This is a genomic window from Sorangium sp. So ce394, assembly GCF_051474665.1.
GTDB lineage: Bacteria > Myxococcota_A > Polyangia > Polyangiales > Polyangiaceae > Sorangium > Sorangium cellulosum_D.
Window position 1 is genome coordinate 6,602,760 of the sequence record NZ_CP150339.1, and the last position, 15,995, is coordinate 6,618,754.

The following is a 15,995-nucleotide window of genomic DNA, read 5'->3' on the forward strand; positions in this document are numbered from 1 at the left end:
GGCTCCCGGCGATGTCGGGGATCACCCCTTCAGGGCGTTGACCGGGAACGACGTCGCGTATTTCTCGGGGTCCTTGGGATCGAACGTCACGCCGTCGAACAGCGTCTCGGGCCGGTCATCGGGGCCGCCGTGCGCGACCCCGAGCTCCTTCATCGCCTCCTCGTAGAGGTCCGGGCGCATGACCTGCTTGACGACGCCCTCGTAGTCCGGCCTCCCCTCCACCATGCCCCAGCGCCGGAACTGGCTGAGCCACCAGAGCGCGTACTTCGGCTGCGGGTAGTTGCAGCCCCGGTCGCTGAAGATCATGTAATCCTTGTCCTCTCTCCTGCGGCCGTCGCCGTAGTCGTACTGCCCCTTCAGCCGGCCGAGGATGAGCTCCGGAGGGCAGTTGATGTACGTGGGCCTCGACACGATGTCCGCCTGCTCGGGGCGGTTGTCGAGCTTGTCGAGCCAGGCGCTCGCCTCGTGGAGGGCCTTGAGCACCGCCTTCACCGTCTTCGGGTTCTTGTCGGCGAACTCCGCGGTGAACGCGCACACCTTCTCGGGGTGGTCCTTCCAGAGCTCCTGCGTGGTGACGGCGGTGTATCCGATCTGATCGGCGATGGCCCTGGCGCCCCACGGCTCGCCGACGCAGAACCCGTCCATCTTCCCCACCTTCATGTTGGCGACCATCTGCGCGGGCGGGATGGTCACGAGCGCGACGTCCTTGTCCGGGTGGACGCCGCCCGCGCCGAGGAAATAGCGGGTCCACATGGCGTGCGTCCCCGGCGGGAACGTCATGGCGAAGGTCATGGGCGCGCCCTTCGCCTTCGCCTCCTCGACGAACGGCTGGAGCGCCTTGGGATCCCCGGCCACCTTGCCCCTGAGGTCGCTCTTCATCGTGATCGCCTGGCCGTTGCGGTTGAGCAGCCACGGGATGATCATGGGCTTCTTCGGCGACCCGAGGAGCCCCATCGTCGAGGCGAGCGGCATGCCGAAGAGCATGTGCGTCGCCTGGAGGTCCCCGTTCGACAGCGAGTCGCGGATCGCCGCCCAGCTCGCGCCCTTCACGATGGTCGAGTTGATGCCGTATCTCTTGAAGAACCCCTTCTCGTGGGCGATCACGAGCGGCGAGCAGTCGGTGAGCGCGATGATGCCGAAGCGCAGATCGGACACCTCCGGCGTGTCGGCGGTCGCGACGAGCGGCGCGGCGTTCGCGGCCGGCGGCCCCGGCTCGTCGGAGCGCGAGCCGCAGGCGGGGAGGAGCGCCGCTCCCCCGAGCCCGAGGGCGCCGCCGAGGAAGCGCCGGCGGCGGAGGGGCGCTTCGCTCGGTTCCTCACGCGAAGGTTCTCGTCTCTTCATTCGATCGTCCTTTGCTGGGAATGACCGCGGAGCCGCGGGCGCGTGGAGCGGCGCGCGCCCGCCGGTCGGGGTGGAACGGACGGTTGCGCTCCGGAGGCGCCGCCCGTGGAAATCGCCTGTTGGTCCGAGGGTGAGCCAGGCCAGCTCCGCAGCGGAGCGACGGCGTGAGATCGATCTCGCCGCGGGCGTGCGCCCGGATGGGTTCGACCCTACATGGGCCCATGATCCGCTAAGGACGATGCATGGATGCGTGTTTCATTCAAGTTTCTGTGGGATATTTTTTCTGCATTCGAGTCGTGCGCGTCGATCGCCTGTCGGCAGCGAGCCGGCGCCAGGACGGAACGCCCGCGCTGGGCCGGCGGTCGACGATGTCGACGATGTCGACGATGTCGACGATGTCGACGATGTCGACGATGTCGACGACTGATTTGCTGTCTTCGCGTCGCCTTCGTCTATGGCGTTCTTGGCGCCTTTTCGATTTGTCTTCTTCTCTTCCGAGATCCTTTGCAGAGGTCGTGGCCGCGTCCCGAGCGACGAGGGACGAGCGGCGTCCGCGCTCGGTCCCGCGGCGCCGGCGCGTCGAGCGGCTCCGGCTGGCGCCGCGCCGGGGCCGGCCGGCCGAGCGGGCCGCCGCGGCGCGGGCGCCGTCGGCCTTCGCGGGCCTCTCCCCCGCACCGGGCTCGCTCGCGCTCTCGGGCGGCCGGCAGATCCGTGTGCGCGGCTTGCCAGGCCGAAGGTGAGACGGTAGCGTCCGCGCCGCGCGGCGCATCGCCATGCAGGGCGTGACGGCATGATGCGGTAGGGAGAGGAAGGGAGATGACGAGCGGGTCCGCTACATGGGTGTGGGCGGCGGCGTGCCTCATGGCCTGCGGATGCACGGCCGTGGCCGGGCTCGACAAGCCGTTTCACCTGGTGGACGGCGGTGGCGCGGGCGGGGAGAGCTCCGGCGGCGGCGGCGGGGCCGGCGGTGGGCCCGCCGTGGGGTGCGAGGACGAGGTGAGCGAGGGGTGCGTCTACGCGCGGTGCGGCGCCGTCCCGGCCAGCGCGCCGGGCGGCGTCTACACGCTCGACCCCGACGGCTCCGGCCCGCAGGAGCAGTTTCAGGCCTACTGCGGTGAGGCGGCCGACGACGATCGGTGGGCGCTCGTTTACAACAGCGTCGGCGCGGCGGACGGCGCCACGATCGCGTTCTGGAAGATCCTGTATGCCGACCGGCTCAGCGCCAAGGGGGAGCCGTCGATCGCCGGCAACCATTACCAGCCTTCCCTGTACGTCGTTGGCCGGGAATACCGGGACGAGATCGAGGACATCGCCGGGACGGTCGCCGAGGTCATGCGCGCGACGGCCGAGGGCATCGATACCGCGGACATGCACCTCCTCACGCCGATCCGCGTCTCCGGGGAGGAAGAGCTCTTTACGTGGCAGTTCGCCACCGGGTGGTCGTCGGCGGACTTCGACGCGGACACCAAGGGCGACGGCAACTGCGCGAGCTCCTACGTGGGGGTCACGCAGCACTACGGGCACTGCTTCGTCTACAACCTCGGCGCGGACGACGACGCGCCGATCGAGGACGAGGGCTGGGGGCCGCACGTGAGGACCCTGAGCGCGACGTCGTTCGGGCTCTCGGACGACGGCAGCCCCTACACGCGGGTCAAGCGGATCTCGCGCTGGACCCGCTGGTGAGCGCGCCCGGCGCGCTCAGGCCGGGTGCGCCACGAGGGGCAGCGACGTCACCCCGCGCATGGAGAGGGCGCGCCGCCACTCCGGCGGCCCAGCCGGCGAGAGGCGGCGGACGCGCGGCACGAGCGCCGTGAACAGGAGGCGGGCCTCGAGCCGCGCGAGCGGCGCGCCCAGGCAGAAGTGGATGCCGTGCCCGAACGGCAGGTGCGTGACCCCGCCCCGGTCGATGTCGAAGCGGTGCGCGTCCGGGAAGTGCGCCTCGTCCCGGCAGGCGGAGCCGATCATCGCGAGCACCTTCGCGCCCTTCGTGAGGCGCACGCCGCCGATCTCGGTGTCGGCCATGACGAGCCGGTACACCGATCGCACCGGCGGCTCGTACCGCAGGACCTCGTCGATGAACCTCGGGATCAGCGCCGGATCCGCGCGCAGGCGATCGAGCACCTCCGGGTGCGCGATGAGCTGGAGCGCGCTGTGGTTCAGGAGGTGCACCGTGGTCTCCAGGCCGCCGACGAGGAGCAGGAAGAGGAAGCTCATCAGCTCGGCGTCGGTGAGCGACTGGCCGTCCACCTGGGCGCGGAGGAGGTCCGTCACCATGTCGTCGGCGGGCGCGCGGCGGCGGCTGGCCAGCACCTCGGTCAGGTACTGCTCCGCCTCGCGCACGGTGGTGCGGATCTCCTCCATGCGCGCGGTCATGTCCGGCGTGACCGGGCTGATGCTGGTGAGGTCGTCGGTCCAGCGCTTGAAGCGCGCGTGGAGGGAGGGATCGAGGCCGAGGAGCTCGCCGATGACGCTGGCGGGGAGCGGCATGGCGAGCGACTCCACCCAGTCGACCGGCTGGCCGAGCGGCAAGCGCGCCGCGATGTCCTCGGCGAACGCGCGCACGCGCGCCTCCAGGCGGGTCATGGCCGCGGGCGTGAAGGCGCGGTTCACGAGCGACCGCAGGCGACCGTGCGCCGGCGGATCCAGGACGAGCATGGAGTCGCCGAACGGGTTGTGCCCGAGCCACGCGGGCTTTGTGGCGGCGCGGAACCCCTCGGACGAGAACAGCGCGGTGTCCTTGAGGACGGCGATGACATCGTCGTGGCGGGTCACCGCCCAGAAGCCGCCCGGATCGACCTGGCACACGGGGGCGTCGCGCCGCAGCTCGGCGTAAGTGGGGTACGGGTCGGCGAGCATCGCGGGGGACATCAGGTTCAGCCGTTCGCTCATGGATCGAGGACCTCCCGGGCGGGTCAGGGATGGAGCGGGCATGGTCGCCCGACGCGAGGGCGCGCCGCAAGGCGCCGATCAGCGACCCTGGAGGAAGCCCGTCACCGCGGCGCAGAACGCCGGCGCGTCCTCCTCGGGCCACATGTGGGTCGCCCCGCGGGCCACCAGGTGCTGCCCGGGGATGCAGCGGGCCGCCGCGCGGGAGACCACGCTGAACGTGGGCCGCGACAGCTCGCCATGGGCGACGGTCACCGGCACCTTCAGGCCCGCCAGCTGCCCGCACGTGATGGCTGGCGGCTGCGGCTGCGAGAGGAGGAGCGGCATGGTCCGCGCGTTGTCCAGGTTGACGGCCTGTCGCTCCGCGGGCTGCGCGTCGAAATACCCCTGGCGCTGGCCCGACCCGTCGAGCAGGAGCCTCAAGGCCTCTCGGCTGTCGCCGCGCTGCACCGCCCCGAAGACCGGGCCGAACATGGCGTTCAGGTCGTCCCCCAGCGCGCGCAGCTCGGCGGGATCGGTGACGTACGAGGGGACCCCGGGCTCGTAGATGAAAGCGCTCCTCAGCAGCTCGGGGTGGCTCAGCGCCGCGGTCAAGGCCACGTGACCGGCATAGGACCACGCGACCAGGTGGACGGGGCCCGCGTCGAGGCCGCGGAGGAACGCGACGAGATCGTCCGCGTGCGTCTGCACGCCGAACGGGGGCCAGCTCGGGTCCCACGCGCCGGTCCCGAAATAGCGCTGGCTGTAAGCGATGGCCCGGTACCGCTGGCCCACGATGGCGCGGTGACGGTCCCACATCCGATGATCCGAGGCCGCCCCGTGCAAGAACACCACCGGAGCGCCCTGCCCCTGCTCTGCATAAGCGAGGCGGGCGCCGTTCACCTCCATGAACCGAGGTGCGTCGGCGCCGTCCGAGATGCCATGTCCCGACAGAGATGCTGATTCCATACCCAGGCGGCGATAGCTCGCTCGAGCTCACGGATCAAACGCCGCGTGGAGATCGTCGGCCGCGGCGCTCGAGCGCTTCACGGCGCTCGCCCGGGCTGGGCGGGGCGTCCCCGGCGCCCTGGGGATGCGGCGCGCGCTCGATGCCGCGCATCGGCCCCGCGCCGGCGTGCCGGCGTGCTGAGGCGCGCCGCCGGGCCGTTGACCCGGGACGCGAGGGCGGGCGAAGATCCGGCGATCCCTTTGCGCCGCCCCGCGACACGCTCTCTCGCCGCACTCCTCGCGCTCGCAGCAAGCGCCTGTTCCCGCGGCCCCGCCCCCGGCGCGGACGCGGGCGCTGCCCCGGCCGGCAGCGCGGGCGCCCCGGTCGGCAGCGCGGGCGCGCCGGCCGATCCGCCGGCGCCGCCCGGCGCAGCGCCCGTGCGCGCGCCGGTCCGCGAGGGGGGCGCCCTCGCCCGCGCGGCGCGCGAGGACGCGCTCTACGTGGCCGACGAGGATCACGGCGTCGTCCGCGTCGTGCCGCTGCCGCTCGATCCCGCGCGCCCCGGCGCAGGCGTGCCCGCGCCGGGGCGGCCAGCGCAGGTGCTCGCGCTCGGCGGGCGCGAGGCGCGCGTGCTCGCCACGGTCCGCGACCCGGGGCTCCTGCTCATCTTCCGGCCGGACGCGTCGGCCGGTCTCGTCGAGGTCGGCCGCGTGCCGCTGCCCGCCGACGCGTGGGGCATCGCGGTCACGCCGGACGAGAAGACCGCGATCGTGACGTCGGCGTGGACGCACAAGGTCTCGGCCGTGGACCTCGAGGCCGGGAGGGCGAGGTGGACGGTCGACGTGGCGCGCGAGCCGCGGGGCGTCGCCGTGCTGCCCGACGGCAGCGCCGCGTACGTGAGCCACCTCGTCGGCGCGGATCTCACGCGGATCGACGACCTCGGCGGGGCGCCGAGGGTCCGGCGCGTCGCCTTGCCCGCGTCGCCGCTGCGCGCCCCGTCGGGCGCGCGGCTCGCGGCGTCGCTGGGCTATGCGCTGGCGCTCTCCGAGGACGGGCGGCGGCTGTTCGCGGCGCGGCACGCGCTCGGCGCCATGGGCCACGCCGCGTGGTTCGGCGCGGCGACCGTGGACGTGCTGATCACCGGCCGGGACGAGCCGCTCGCCCCGCCGCACCACGGCAACCTGCCGGTGCTCCGGTCGGCGTTCGCCGAGCAGGTGATCACGCCGGAGAGCGTCATCACCCTGCCGGGCGCGAGCGTCACGCCCGTCACCCAGCCGCGCGCCGCGGTCTACCGCAAGCGCGCGCGCACGCTGCTCGTCGCGGGCGAGGGCGACGACCTCGTGCTCGAGGTGGACGCGACCGCCGTGGATCCGACGCTCGCGATCGTGAAGAGCTACCCGGTCGGCGGCCGCTACGACCCGCACATCCGCGTGGCCGGCACGTGCGGCGCGCCGACCGGCCTCGCGCTGTCCGCGGACGAGGCGACGGCGTGGGTGTTCTGCCGCTCGACCGGCGACGTGGCGGCGCTCCGGCTGCGCGATCCGGCGGCGGAGGGGCCGGCGGCGGAGGGGCCGGCGGCGGAGGGGCCGGCGGCGCTCGTCCACCTCGCCGACGATCCGCTCGGCCCCGAGGTCGCGAAGGGGCGCCGGCTCTTCTACAACGCGCTCGACGGCACGGTGAGCGGCAATCTCGGCTGCGCGGGGTGCCACCCCGATGGGCGCGACGACGGGTACGTCTGGCGCGAGGCGACCTTCAGCACGGCGGACGGCGAGCACGCGAACTTCGTCGGCCGGCCGGAGAACATCCCGGAGGTCGCGAAGAGGAAAGGGTTTCCGCGGCGCACCCCGATGCTCGCCGGCAACGTCGGCGCGGCCGGGCCGTACGGCTGGCACGGCGAGAGCGAGGATCTCGTCGGCAGGCTCCAGACGGGCATGGGGCTGCACCGCTGGGGCGGGCTGCCGATCGACCACACGCAGGCCGGCCTCGCGGCCAGGGCCACGTACCTCGCGATGTTCCTCCGCCGGGGCCTGGTGACGCCGCCGCGCGGCGACGGGGCGCCCGACGAGCGGGCGAAGCGCGGCCGGGAGATCTTCCACAGCGACGAGGCGAAGTGCTCGCGCTGCCACGTGCCCGCGAGCGATTACACCGATCGCACGGCGTACCCGATGCCGAAGCGGCCGCCGCTGCCGGGGTACGACGAGGATCCGCGCCCCGAGTACAAGACGCCGTCGCTGCGCTTCGTGGGCGGGCGGCCGCCCTACCTGCACGACGGGCGGGCCGGCACGCTGGCGGAGCTGATCGAGCAGAACGCCGACTGGATGGGCAAGACCAGCCACCTGTCGCCCGAGGATCGGGCGGCGCTCGTGGCGTTCCTGGAGACGCTATGAGGCTGCGCTTCGCGTGGATCGCCTGGATGGCCGCCGGCATGGCCGGCGTCCTGGCGGCGGCGGCCGGCACCTCCGGCGCGCAGCAGGACGGCGCGCGCTCGGCCGCTGCCCCGGCGAGCGCGCAGCAGGACGGCGGGCGCTCGGCCGCAGCGACCGACGCCGGCGAGGAGCGGCCCCTCGACGCCGAGCCGTTCCCCGCCGAGCCGTCGAAGCAGCCCACGGCCGCCGAGTGGAAGGCCGCGCCGCGCGTCCGCCTCTCCCGCACCGGCCCCGCGGCCGCGGGCTGCCGCGCCTACCGGATGAGGGAGTGGCTGCGCATCCGCTGCCCCGAGCTCACCGTCTCGGCCATCTCGCTGCTCGGCGGGAAGACCGAGGGCGTGGCCTTCTGGATCGATCCGCCCCGCGGCGGCAGCGAGCTCCCCCGCGGCGGCGAGGTGATGTTCCCGATCCGGCGCGGCGATCGACGCGTGATCCAGATCCTCACCTTCGGCCCTGGCTACGACGGGCCGTTCACCTTGTTGCCGGCGATCGTCGTCCAGGAGCAATGGCTCGACGACGAGCCGGCGCCGACCGTGACCGCCTCCTGAGACACCATGCGATCCCACAGCACGCCCCTCGTCGTCTCCGCGCTGTTCCTCCCTGCCGTCGCGTGCGGCGTCCTCGCCGCCGCGTGCGGCGCCTCCCCGGCCTCGCCCCCGTCCGCCGGGCCCGCCGGGCCTTCGCCCGCCGCGCAGGCGGCGCCGGCGAGCGCCTCCGGCGGCGCGGCGACCGCCCCGGCGTCGCCCCAGCCCGGGTCCGACGCGGCCCCGGCGCCCGCCGGCGCCAGCGCGACCGCCGCGCAGGCCGGCGATACGGCCGCTGCGCAGGCCGGCAGCGGGCAGGCCTCCGCCCCGGCGTCGCCCCCCTCGAACGGATGCCCGGACGGCATGGCCCGGGTCCCCGGCGGCAGCTTCGTGATGGGCCCGCTGAAGGTGAAGGCCGCCGTGGCCGACCTTTGCATGGACAGGACCGAGGTGACCGCCGAGGCTTACGCCGCGTGCGTCAAGACGGGTAAGTGCACGGATACGTTGGCGAATTGCGCCAAGGAGGCGTCGACGTACGGCGTCGCCGGGAAGGAGAAGCAGCCGATGGTCTGCGTCGACTTCGCGCAGGCCGAGGCCTACTGCGCGGCCCAGGGCAAGCGGCTGCCGCGCGACGACGAGTGGGAGTGGGCGGCCCGCGGCGGCGAGGAGGCGCGGCCGTACCCGTGGGGCGGCGAGGCCCCGAAGGATCAGCTCTGCTGGTCCGGCGGCGGCACCGTGCGCAAGACCGCGTGCGACGTCGGGAGCTTCCCCGCCGGCGCCAGCCCCCAGGGCATCCAGGACCTGGCCGGCAACGTCTTCGAGTGGACGACGAGCGCCAACGACGGCAAGGGCAAGATGCGCGTCGCCCGCGGCGGCAGCTGGCGCGACGGCATCCCGCCGCTCGTCAGGACGGCGCGGCCCGGCGGCTTCGAGGCGACCTACCGCTGCGGGTTCCTCGGCATCCGCTGCGTCGTCGAGCCGGCGGCGCAGGCGGTCCAGCAGGCCCCGTAGATCGCGCCGCGTCAGCCGGTGTCCCGCGGGTCCGGTGGATTCTGTCGCCCGGCGCCGTTGGGCTACGTCGCGTTCGGATCGGCGAGCCAGGTCGCCAGCGCTTCCGCCGAGAACGAGAGCAATACCTCCGCCACCCGGGTCTCTTGAAGCCGGGCGAGCCTCTCCCCGAGGGCCGCGGTCTCCGCCTCGGTGAGCGGCCTGCCGAGCCGGAGCTCGCACATCCGCGCCGTCAACCGCCGCGCGCGCTGCTCCGCCTCCCTCTTCGCCTCCTCCGCGCGCTGCTCCGCCTCCCTCTTCGCCTCCTCCGCGCGCTGCTCCGCCTCCCTCTCCGCCTCCTTCTTCGCCTCCTTCTTCGCCTCCTCAACCGCCTCCTTCAGCCCCGCTTCCACCCCCGCCGCGACCTTCCGCGCGGTGAACTGTTCGAACCATTCCCGGGTTTCCATGACGAAATCCCTCTCCTCGGAGGGCAGCCCTGGAAGGAGCTGCTCCGGCACCTCGAAGCTTAACCGAACGAGCCACGGCATCGCCACCCGGCGCTCCCACGCGTCCCCGGGGAGCGCCGCGAGATCCCGCAGCGCCGCTCGGCGCACCCGGGGCGCGCCGAGCAAGCGCAGCAGCACCGTCCCCCGCACGCGCGGCAGCTCCGCGATCACCACCGCATGGATCCGCCACCCCGGCGCCGGCCCCGCATAGAGCCCCTCCAGCCCGGAGGCGTCCTGCACGAAACCGAAGTCGCGCAGCACCCCGTCCGGGCGCCCGGCGCTCACGATCCACGCCGACGGCAGCTGGAGCGCGCGCTCCGCTCGCAGCTCGAGCGTGTGGTGCCACTGGTAGCGCTTGCGCATGCAGCCGTGGAGCTCTGCCGCGCCCGGCGCGGCGCTGAACACCTCCACCATCCCCGCCTCGGCCGCCATCGAGCGGAGCAGGCCCGGCTCGATCTCGGGGTGCGCGCGCAACAGCGCCGGATCGGGCACGTGCCAGACGTCGATCCGCTGGGCGTCCCCGGCCGGCACCTCCACCTCGGTCTCGGCTGCGCCCACGAGCACGAAGAAGTCCCGGAGGATGTTCTTGGCGAGCTGATCGAGCCGGAAATGCATGATTGCCGCCGATACCACACCAGGGCTCCAACGGACACTTTGCGGCATCGCGCGCGTCGTCACGAGCGGTGTCGAGGGGCATTACGGAGACCCCACAATTTCATTCACACATTCGATCGACACCGATGCTCGGCCGCGTCTGGCGCGCCGGCCCGGGCCGAGACGACCGTCTGGCGCCCGGGGGCGCCGAGGGCGCGACCCGCGGACGCCTGCGCCGCCCGAGGCGCGCGGCTTGCGTTCCGGCCCGGCGCGGCGCACCTTCGCGCCCAGCCACCATGCACAGCGACGATCCCTACGTGATGCCCGCCTACGTCAAGCTCCTCGTGGCCGACGCGGAGCGCTCCGCCTCGTTCTTCGAGCTCCTCGGCTTCACCCGCGTTCACCAGGATCCGGTGTTCGTTCACCTGCGCTGGGCGCGCTATGCCGATCTCTTCCTCGTGGCGACGCCGCCGGGGGTCTCGCTGGCCGGCCAGCGCGGCCTCGGCGTCATCGTCTGCTTCAGCGCGACCGGCGACCTCGGCATCGAGACCATCGCCGCGCGCGCCGCGGCCGCCGGCGCCGCCGTCGATGGCCCGCGCGACCAGCCGTGGCATACCCGGGAGGTCGTCGTCACCGACCCGGACGGCTACCGCCTCTGCTTCGTCGAGCCGAGCACGTCCCTGCAGGGCTGACGTCCCCGCCCGCGCGCACCGGAGCCGAGCCGCGGGGCGAGCGCGGGCGAGACGCCCGACAGCGCCGGCCGGGCAGCCCCCACCACCACCTCGATCGGCGAAACCCGCCCGGCGCTCCCGCGTAGAGGGAGCGCGCGGCGAGGAGCGCCGGCCTCAGCGCCTGGCGGGCGCCGCAGAGGGGATGTCGCGGGCGGGCGGTCCGCTCCGAGCACGAAGGCAGGAAGGCGGGCTGAAAGACCCAGGGTCTCCTCGGCTCCCCGCCTGCACGTGAGATCCTCGTGGGTGGATGCGCCCCCCGACCTCGCCGCGCGACGCCACCGACGAAAGGAGATCCCATGATCGTTCGCACTGCATTGCTCTCTCTGTTCACGTTCCTCGCCAGCGCCGCGGCCGTCGAGCCGCTCGCGCGCGCCGACGAGAGCTGCCGCGCGCTCGTCCAGGACAGGGTGTCTCGGATCTACGGCCAGCTGGGGTGGGAGATCGACATGACGATCCACCGCGACGGCGTCCGGCAGGTGACGCACTCCAGAGGATGGCTCAAAAGAACGGACGGCGGCGCCCTCGTCGGCCGCGCGGATCAGCTGTTCTCCGATCGCAGCTCCGCCGCCGATCCGGACCAGCGGTTCGACGCCGAGAGCGCCGACGAGCTCACCATCGACGTCTCGCCGACTGGCGTCCTCCACATCCGGTATTTCCCCTGGAGGTTCGACACCTCCTGGGACATGGCCTGCCAGGGCCCGGTCATGACCAGGTACATCCCCGGCATCGGCGTCGTGACGCTCACGTTTCACCAGAACATCACCATCCCCTTTTGATCCGAGCGCCCTGCTCGCGGCGCCGCCGAGCGCGCCCATGGCCTCGTCGCGCCCCGGGTCCGAGCCGTGTCGCTCGTCACGGCGCCTCGCGCGCGCAGGCTCCTGCTCCCTGCGCGCCCTCCGGGGCCCGCCTCGGCGGGCTCCGGAGGCGCGCGCACCGCCCCCCTTCTCCCCCGCCCGCTCGACCCTCGCGGCGAGCGCCGCGGGCGAGAGCGCGCGATCCAGGAGATCGGCTCCGCAAGGCTCGCGGATGCACCGGCGGGCGAGGCCGTCCTCGCGAGCGGCGACGCCGGGCGCGCTCGTGTATCATCGCCCGGGCATGTGGTCGGAGCCGTCGCATCCGAGGCAAATCGGGCGGTATCTGCTCTACAGCCCGATTGCGTCCGGCGGGATGGCATCCGTGCACCTCGGCCGGCTCGTCGGCGAGGCGGGGTTCGCGCGCACCGTGGCCATCAAGCGGCTGCACCCCCAGCTCGCCGCGGCGCCCGAGATCGCGGAGAGCCTGCTCGACGAGGCCCGCATCGTCGCGCGCATCCAGCACCCCAACGTGGTCGCCACGATCGACCTCCTCGTCGCCGAGGACGAGGCGTTCCTGGTCATGGACTACGTGCGGGGCGAGTCGCTGGCGCGCCTGCTCCGGGCGGCGCGCGACCGCGGCGCGCCGGCGCCGATCCCCGTCGTCGCGAGCATCGCGTGCGGAGCGCTCCACGGGCTGCACGCGGCCCACGAGGCCCGCAGCGAGTCCGGCGAGCCGCTCGGTATCGTGCACCGCGACGTCTCGCCCGAGAACGTGCTCGTCGGCGTCGACGGGACGGCGCGGCTGCTCGACTTCGGCATCGCCAAGGCGCGCGGGCGGCTCAGCACCACCCGCGGCGGGCAGCTCAAAGGCAAGCTGGCTTACATGGCACCCGAGCAGATCCTCTGCGGCGAGGTGACGCGGAGGACCGACGTGTTCGCGGCCGGCGTGGTCCTCTGGGAGGCGCTCGCGGGCCAGCGGCTGTTCGACGGCGGCGACGAGGCCGCGATCCTCGGGGCCGTGCTCGAGCGGCCGATCCCGCCCCCGAGCTCGCTCGCGGCGCACGTGCCGCCGGCGCTCGACGCGATCGTCCTCCGGGCGCTCGAGCGGAACGCCGAAGGCCGGTACCCGACCGCCCGCGAGCTCGCGATCGCCGTCGAGGACGCGGTCCCGCTAGCGTCGCCGCGCGCGGTGGGCGAGTGGGTGGAAGAGCTCGCCGGCGACGCGCTCGCGCGGCGGGCGGCCCGCGTCGCGGAGATCGAGGGCGCCTCGGCGGCGACCCCCGGCAGCGCGGCGGTGGCCGGCGCGGGGACGCCGGCGCGCGGCGGGTCGAGCGAGCCCGGCATGCAGAGCGGCCGCGAGCCCGGCAGCGCGCGCGGGCGCGACCTCCAGAGCGGGCGCGACCTCCAGAGCGGGCGCGACCTCCAGAGCGGACGCGACGAGCCCCGGTCGACGGGCCCGCGCGCAGGCGGCCTGGCCGAGACCGCGCCCGCGATCCCGACCAGCGCCCTCGATGAGGTCGTCCTCGCGGCGGCGCCCCCGCCGGGATCCGCCACGTCCGGCGGGCTCTCCGTGGCGCTCTCCCCGGGAGACGGCGGGCCGCGCGACGTTCCGCCCGCCGCGACGTCGAGGCGCGCGCGGCCGGTCCTCGCGCTGCTCGGCGCGGTGCTCCTCGGCAGCGCGGCGGCGCTCGCCGTGCAGTGGGCGCGCCGCGGCCCGCCCGGGCCGGAGAACGCAGCGAGCGCGGTCCACACGCCCGCGGCGCAGCCCGCCGGCGCTGGAGCGCCGGGCGCGCCACCGGCCTCGGTCCAGCCGGCACCCGGCCCGCTGGACGTCACGAGCGCCACGCCCGCCGCTCCCGTCCCGCCGCCGGCGCCGAGCCCCGGCAGCGCGGCGACCACGCCGCCGGCGCCGAGCCCGGGCAGCGCGGCGACCACGCCGCCGGCGCCGAGCCCGGGCAGCGCGGCGACCACGCCGCCGGCGCCGAGCCCGGGTAGCGCGGCGACCACGCCGCCGGCGTCGGGCGCCGCCGCGACCGCGCCCGCCCGCAAGCCGGCGCGCACCGCCGTGGGCGCGCGCGCCCCCGCGCCCGCGCCGCGTCCGGCCGGCGCCGACGCCCAGCGCTGCTCTCCGCCCTACACCGTGGACAAGGCCGGCATACGCCGGCTCAAGCCCGAGTGCATGTGACCCGATGAACGCCTCCTCTCCCGCCCGCGCGCGGCCCGCGCGCCCGCTCGCCCTCGCCGTCGCCGCGGCGCTCGCCCTCGCCGGCGCCCGCGCTGACGCCCAACCTCACAAGCGGGCGTGCGCCGCCGCCTACGAGCGCGCGCAGGGCCTCCGCCGCGACGGCAAGCTCCTCGCCGCGCGGGAGGCGCTCATCGCCTGCTCGCAGCCCACCTGCCCGGCGGCCGCCGTCGCCGACTGCGGGCCATGGCTCGCCGAGGTCGAGAAGAGCCTGCCCACCGTGGTCATCGCCGCGAAGGACGCGCACGGGCGGGAGCGGCTCGACGTGCGCGTGCTCGTGGATGGGCGCCCCCTCGCCGCGGCGCTCGACGGCAAGGCGCTGCCGGTCGATCCCGGCCCGCACACCTTCCGGTACGAGCCCGCGTCGGGGCCCGCCGTCGAGGAGCGCGTGCTCATCCGCGAAGGCGAGAAGAACCGCGCCATCACCGTGACCCTGGGCGCCTCCTCGGCCGGCGCGCCGGCCTCTCCGCCGCCGGCGGCCGCGCCGACGCCCGCCTCGACCGGCTCGCCCCCCGCCCCGCCCACGCCGACGGCCGCGCCGACAGCGCCGACAGCCGCACGGCCCGCGCCGACGGCCGCGCCGGCCGCCCCGTCCGCCCCGCCGCCCGCGGAGCCCGCGGTCCCCGGGCTCGTGTGGGCTTCCGGCGCTCTCGGCGCCGCGGGGCTCGCCGTGTTCGCCGTCGCCGGCGCGCTCTCGCTGAGCGCCGAGGCCGACCTGCGCGCCACGTGCGCCCCGCGCTGCCCCGGCGACGACGTGCGCGCCATCCGCGTCCAGCACGCGATCGCCGACGTCGGCCTCGGCGTGGGCGTCCTCGCCCTCGGCGCCGCGACGTGGCTCTACCTGACGCGGCCGGCCGCGGCGAGGCCGCCGAACGCCGGCGCCGCCGCGCCCGGACCGGCGCTGCGGCCGTTCGTCGGCGGCGCCGCCGCGGGCGTCGAGGGGGCCTTCTGATGCGCCTCCGGCCGGCCCACGCCGCCGCGGCCGCCCTCGCGGCCGCCCTCGCCTCGGCGTGCACGCTCGTGCGCCCGCTGCACGGCCTCACCTGCGAGCCGGGCGCCGCGAACGCCTCGTGCCTGTACGGCCAGCCCTGCGAGGCCGACGCCGACTGCGCGACGTCCTCGTGCGTCACCGACGTCTGCCAGTGCCCCGTCGGCATGGTGACGATCGAGAGCTCGTTCTGCGTCGACCGGACCGAGGTGTCGAACGCCGCCTACCGCGCCTTCCTCGCCGCGCAGCCGGACGTCGCCGCGCAGGAGCCGTTCTGCCTGTTCAACGACAGCTTCGCGTTCGACACCGGCCCCGGCGCGCCCGACGTGTGCAAGACGCGCCGCGAGGACGATCTGCACCCCGCCACCTGCGTCGACTGGTGCGACGCCCGCGCTTACTGCAAGAGCCTCGGCAAGCGCCTCTGCGGCGAGATCCACGGCGGCCCGCTGCCCTACGGCGGCGACACGGCGCAGGGCGAGTGGTTCGAGGCGTGCAGCCACGGAGGCACGCTCCAACACTCCACCGGCGAGCTCGACACGGAGCACTGCAACGGCGACGGGGCGGCGACCGTGCCGGTCGGCGACGACGACAGCATGGCGTGCGAGGGCGGCTATTTCGGCCTGCAGCACATGAGCGGCAACGTCCGCGAGTGGGAGGACGCGTGCTCGGACGACACCGGCCCAGGCGACCTGTGCCGGACCCGGGGCGGAGCGTTCGACAGCGGGGGCTCGCCCGACGAGCTCCGGTGCGACGCGCGCGACGTGCGGGAGCGCGCCGACACGGATCACACGATCGGGTTCCGCTGCTGCAGCGGCTAGCGGCGCGCGCGAGGAACCCCGCCAGGGCTCGCTGACCCGGCGGTACGAATTCCGACGGCGACGGAGCGCGCTGGCTGCGGGCCGAGGGCCGAGGGCCTCGAGCGGGCGCGCATCCGGGGGCTGAAGGACACCTGCGAGCGCGACCCCGCCGAGGAGCGCCCTCCCGACGGGGCGCCTCGGGCCGGCAGCGGCGCGGCCGCCGGGCAGCGAGCGAAAGGCGACGACACGCG

General features: G+C 74.8%; 14 protein-coding genes. 9 read left to right on the forward strand and 5 right to left on the reverse strand.

Annotated features, from left to right (window positions below; all coding sequences use genetic code 11):
- Window positions 1–21 precede the first annotated feature (21 nt).
- Both WMF33_RS24260 and WMF33_RS24265 read right to left on the reverse strand, forming a co-directional pair.
- A complete protein-coding gene (locus WMF33_RS24260; protein WP_437339339.1) occupies window positions 22–1,341 on the reverse strand; it encodes a CmpA/NrtA family ABC transporter substrate-binding protein in 1,320 nt (439 codons plus the stop codon).
- A gap of 259 nt (window positions 1,342–1,600) precedes the next feature.
- Window positions 1,601–2,116: a hypothetical protein gene (locus WMF33_RS24265; RefSeq protein WP_437339340.1), complete on the reverse strand. Its 516-nt coding sequence runs from the start codon at window positions 2,114–2,116 to the stop codon at window positions 1,601–1,603.
- A gap of 41 nt (window positions 2,117–2,157) precedes the next feature.
- Here WMF33_RS24265 and WMF33_RS24270 point away from each other — a divergent pair, with 41 nt between their 5' ends.
- Entirely contained in the window at window positions 2,158–3,024 is an 867-nt protein-coding gene (locus WMF33_RS24270) for a fibrinogen-like YCDxxxxGGGW domain-containing protein (RefSeq protein ID WP_437339341.1), read from the forward strand.
- A gap of 15 nt (window positions 3,025–3,039) precedes the next feature.
- Here WMF33_RS24270 and WMF33_RS24275 read toward each other — a convergent pair whose 3' ends face one another.
- The gene (locus WMF33_RS24275; protein WP_437339342.1) at window positions 3,040–4,230 is read right to left on the reverse strand and encodes a cytochrome P450; all 1,191 of its coding nucleotides are present in this window, start codon (window positions 4,228–4,230) and stop codon (window positions 3,040–3,042) included.
- Between the two features lie 78 nt (window positions 4,231–4,308).
- On the reverse strand, window positions 4,309–5,175 hold the full coding sequence (locus tag WMF33_RS24280; RefSeq protein WP_437339343.1) for an alpha/beta fold hydrolase: 867 nt from the start codon (window positions 5,173–5,175) through the stop codon (window positions 4,309–4,311).
- Between the two features lie 417 nt (window positions 5,176–5,592).
- On the opposite strand from WMF33_RS24280, the gene WMF33_RS24285 reads away from it, so the two are divergent.
- The 3 genes from WMF33_RS24285 to WMF33_RS24295 are packed head-to-tail and all read left to right on the forward strand — an operon-like array spanning window position 5,593 to window position 9,116.
- The gene (locus tag WMF33_RS24285; RefSeq protein ID WP_437339344.1) at window positions 5,593–7,542 is read left to right on the forward strand and encodes a hypothetical protein; all 1,950 of its coding nucleotides are present in this window, start codon (window positions 5,593–5,595) and stop codon (window positions 7,540–7,542) included.
- Entirely contained in the window at window positions 7,539–8,129 is a 591-nt protein-coding gene (locus WMF33_RS24290) for a hypothetical protein (protein ID WP_437339345.1), read from the forward strand. The genes WMF33_RS24285 and WMF33_RS24290 overlap by 4 nt, the downstream gene beginning before the upstream one ends.
- Window positions 8,130–8,135: 6 nt before the next feature.
- On the forward strand, window positions 8,136–9,116 hold the full coding sequence (locus tag WMF33_RS24295; protein WP_437339346.1) for a formylglycine-generating enzyme family protein: 981 nt from the start codon (window positions 8,136–8,138) through the stop codon (window positions 9,114–9,116).
- A gap of 62 nt (window positions 9,117–9,178) precedes the next feature.
- Here WMF33_RS24295 and WMF33_RS24300 read toward each other — a convergent pair whose 3' ends face one another.
- Window positions 9,179–10,213, reverse strand: coding sequence for a hypothetical protein (locus WMF33_RS24300; protein WP_437339347.1), 1,035 nt, complete (start codon window positions 10,211–10,213; stop codon window positions 9,179–9,181).
- Between the two features lie 275 nt (window positions 10,214–10,488).
- Here WMF33_RS24300 and WMF33_RS24305 point away from each other — a divergent pair, with 275 nt between their 5' ends.
- From WMF33_RS24305 to WMF33_RS24325, 5 genes are all read left to right on the forward strand, one after another.
- A complete protein-coding gene (locus WMF33_RS24305; RefSeq protein WP_061626224.1) occupies window positions 10,489–10,884 on the forward strand; it encodes a VOC family protein in 396 nt (131 codons plus the stop codon).
- A gap of 335 nt (window positions 10,885–11,219) precedes the next feature.
- A complete protein-coding gene (locus WMF33_RS24310) occupies window positions 11,220–11,699 on the forward strand; it encodes a hypothetical protein (protein WP_061626225.1) in 480 nt (159 codons plus the stop codon).
- 319 nt (window positions 11,700–12,018) lie between these two features.
- On the forward strand, window positions 12,019–13,902 hold the full coding sequence (locus tag WMF33_RS24315) for a protein kinase domain-containing protein (RefSeq protein ID WP_437339348.1): 1,884 nt from the start codon (window positions 12,019–12,021) through the stop codon (window positions 13,900–13,902).
- A gap of 4 nt (window positions 13,903–13,906) precedes the next feature.
- Window positions 13,907–14,911: a hypothetical protein gene (locus tag WMF33_RS24320; protein WP_437339349.1), complete on the forward strand. Its 1,005-nt coding sequence runs from the start codon at window positions 13,907–13,909 to the stop codon at window positions 14,909–14,911.
- Window positions 14,911–15,765: a formylglycine-generating enzyme family protein gene (locus tag WMF33_RS24325; protein WP_437339350.1), complete on the forward strand. Its 855-nt coding sequence runs from the start codon at window positions 14,911–14,913 to the stop codon at window positions 15,763–15,765. Before WMF33_RS24320 ends, WMF33_RS24325 begins: the two co-directional genes overlap by 1 nt.
- Window positions 15,766–15,995: the final 230 nt, after the last annotated feature.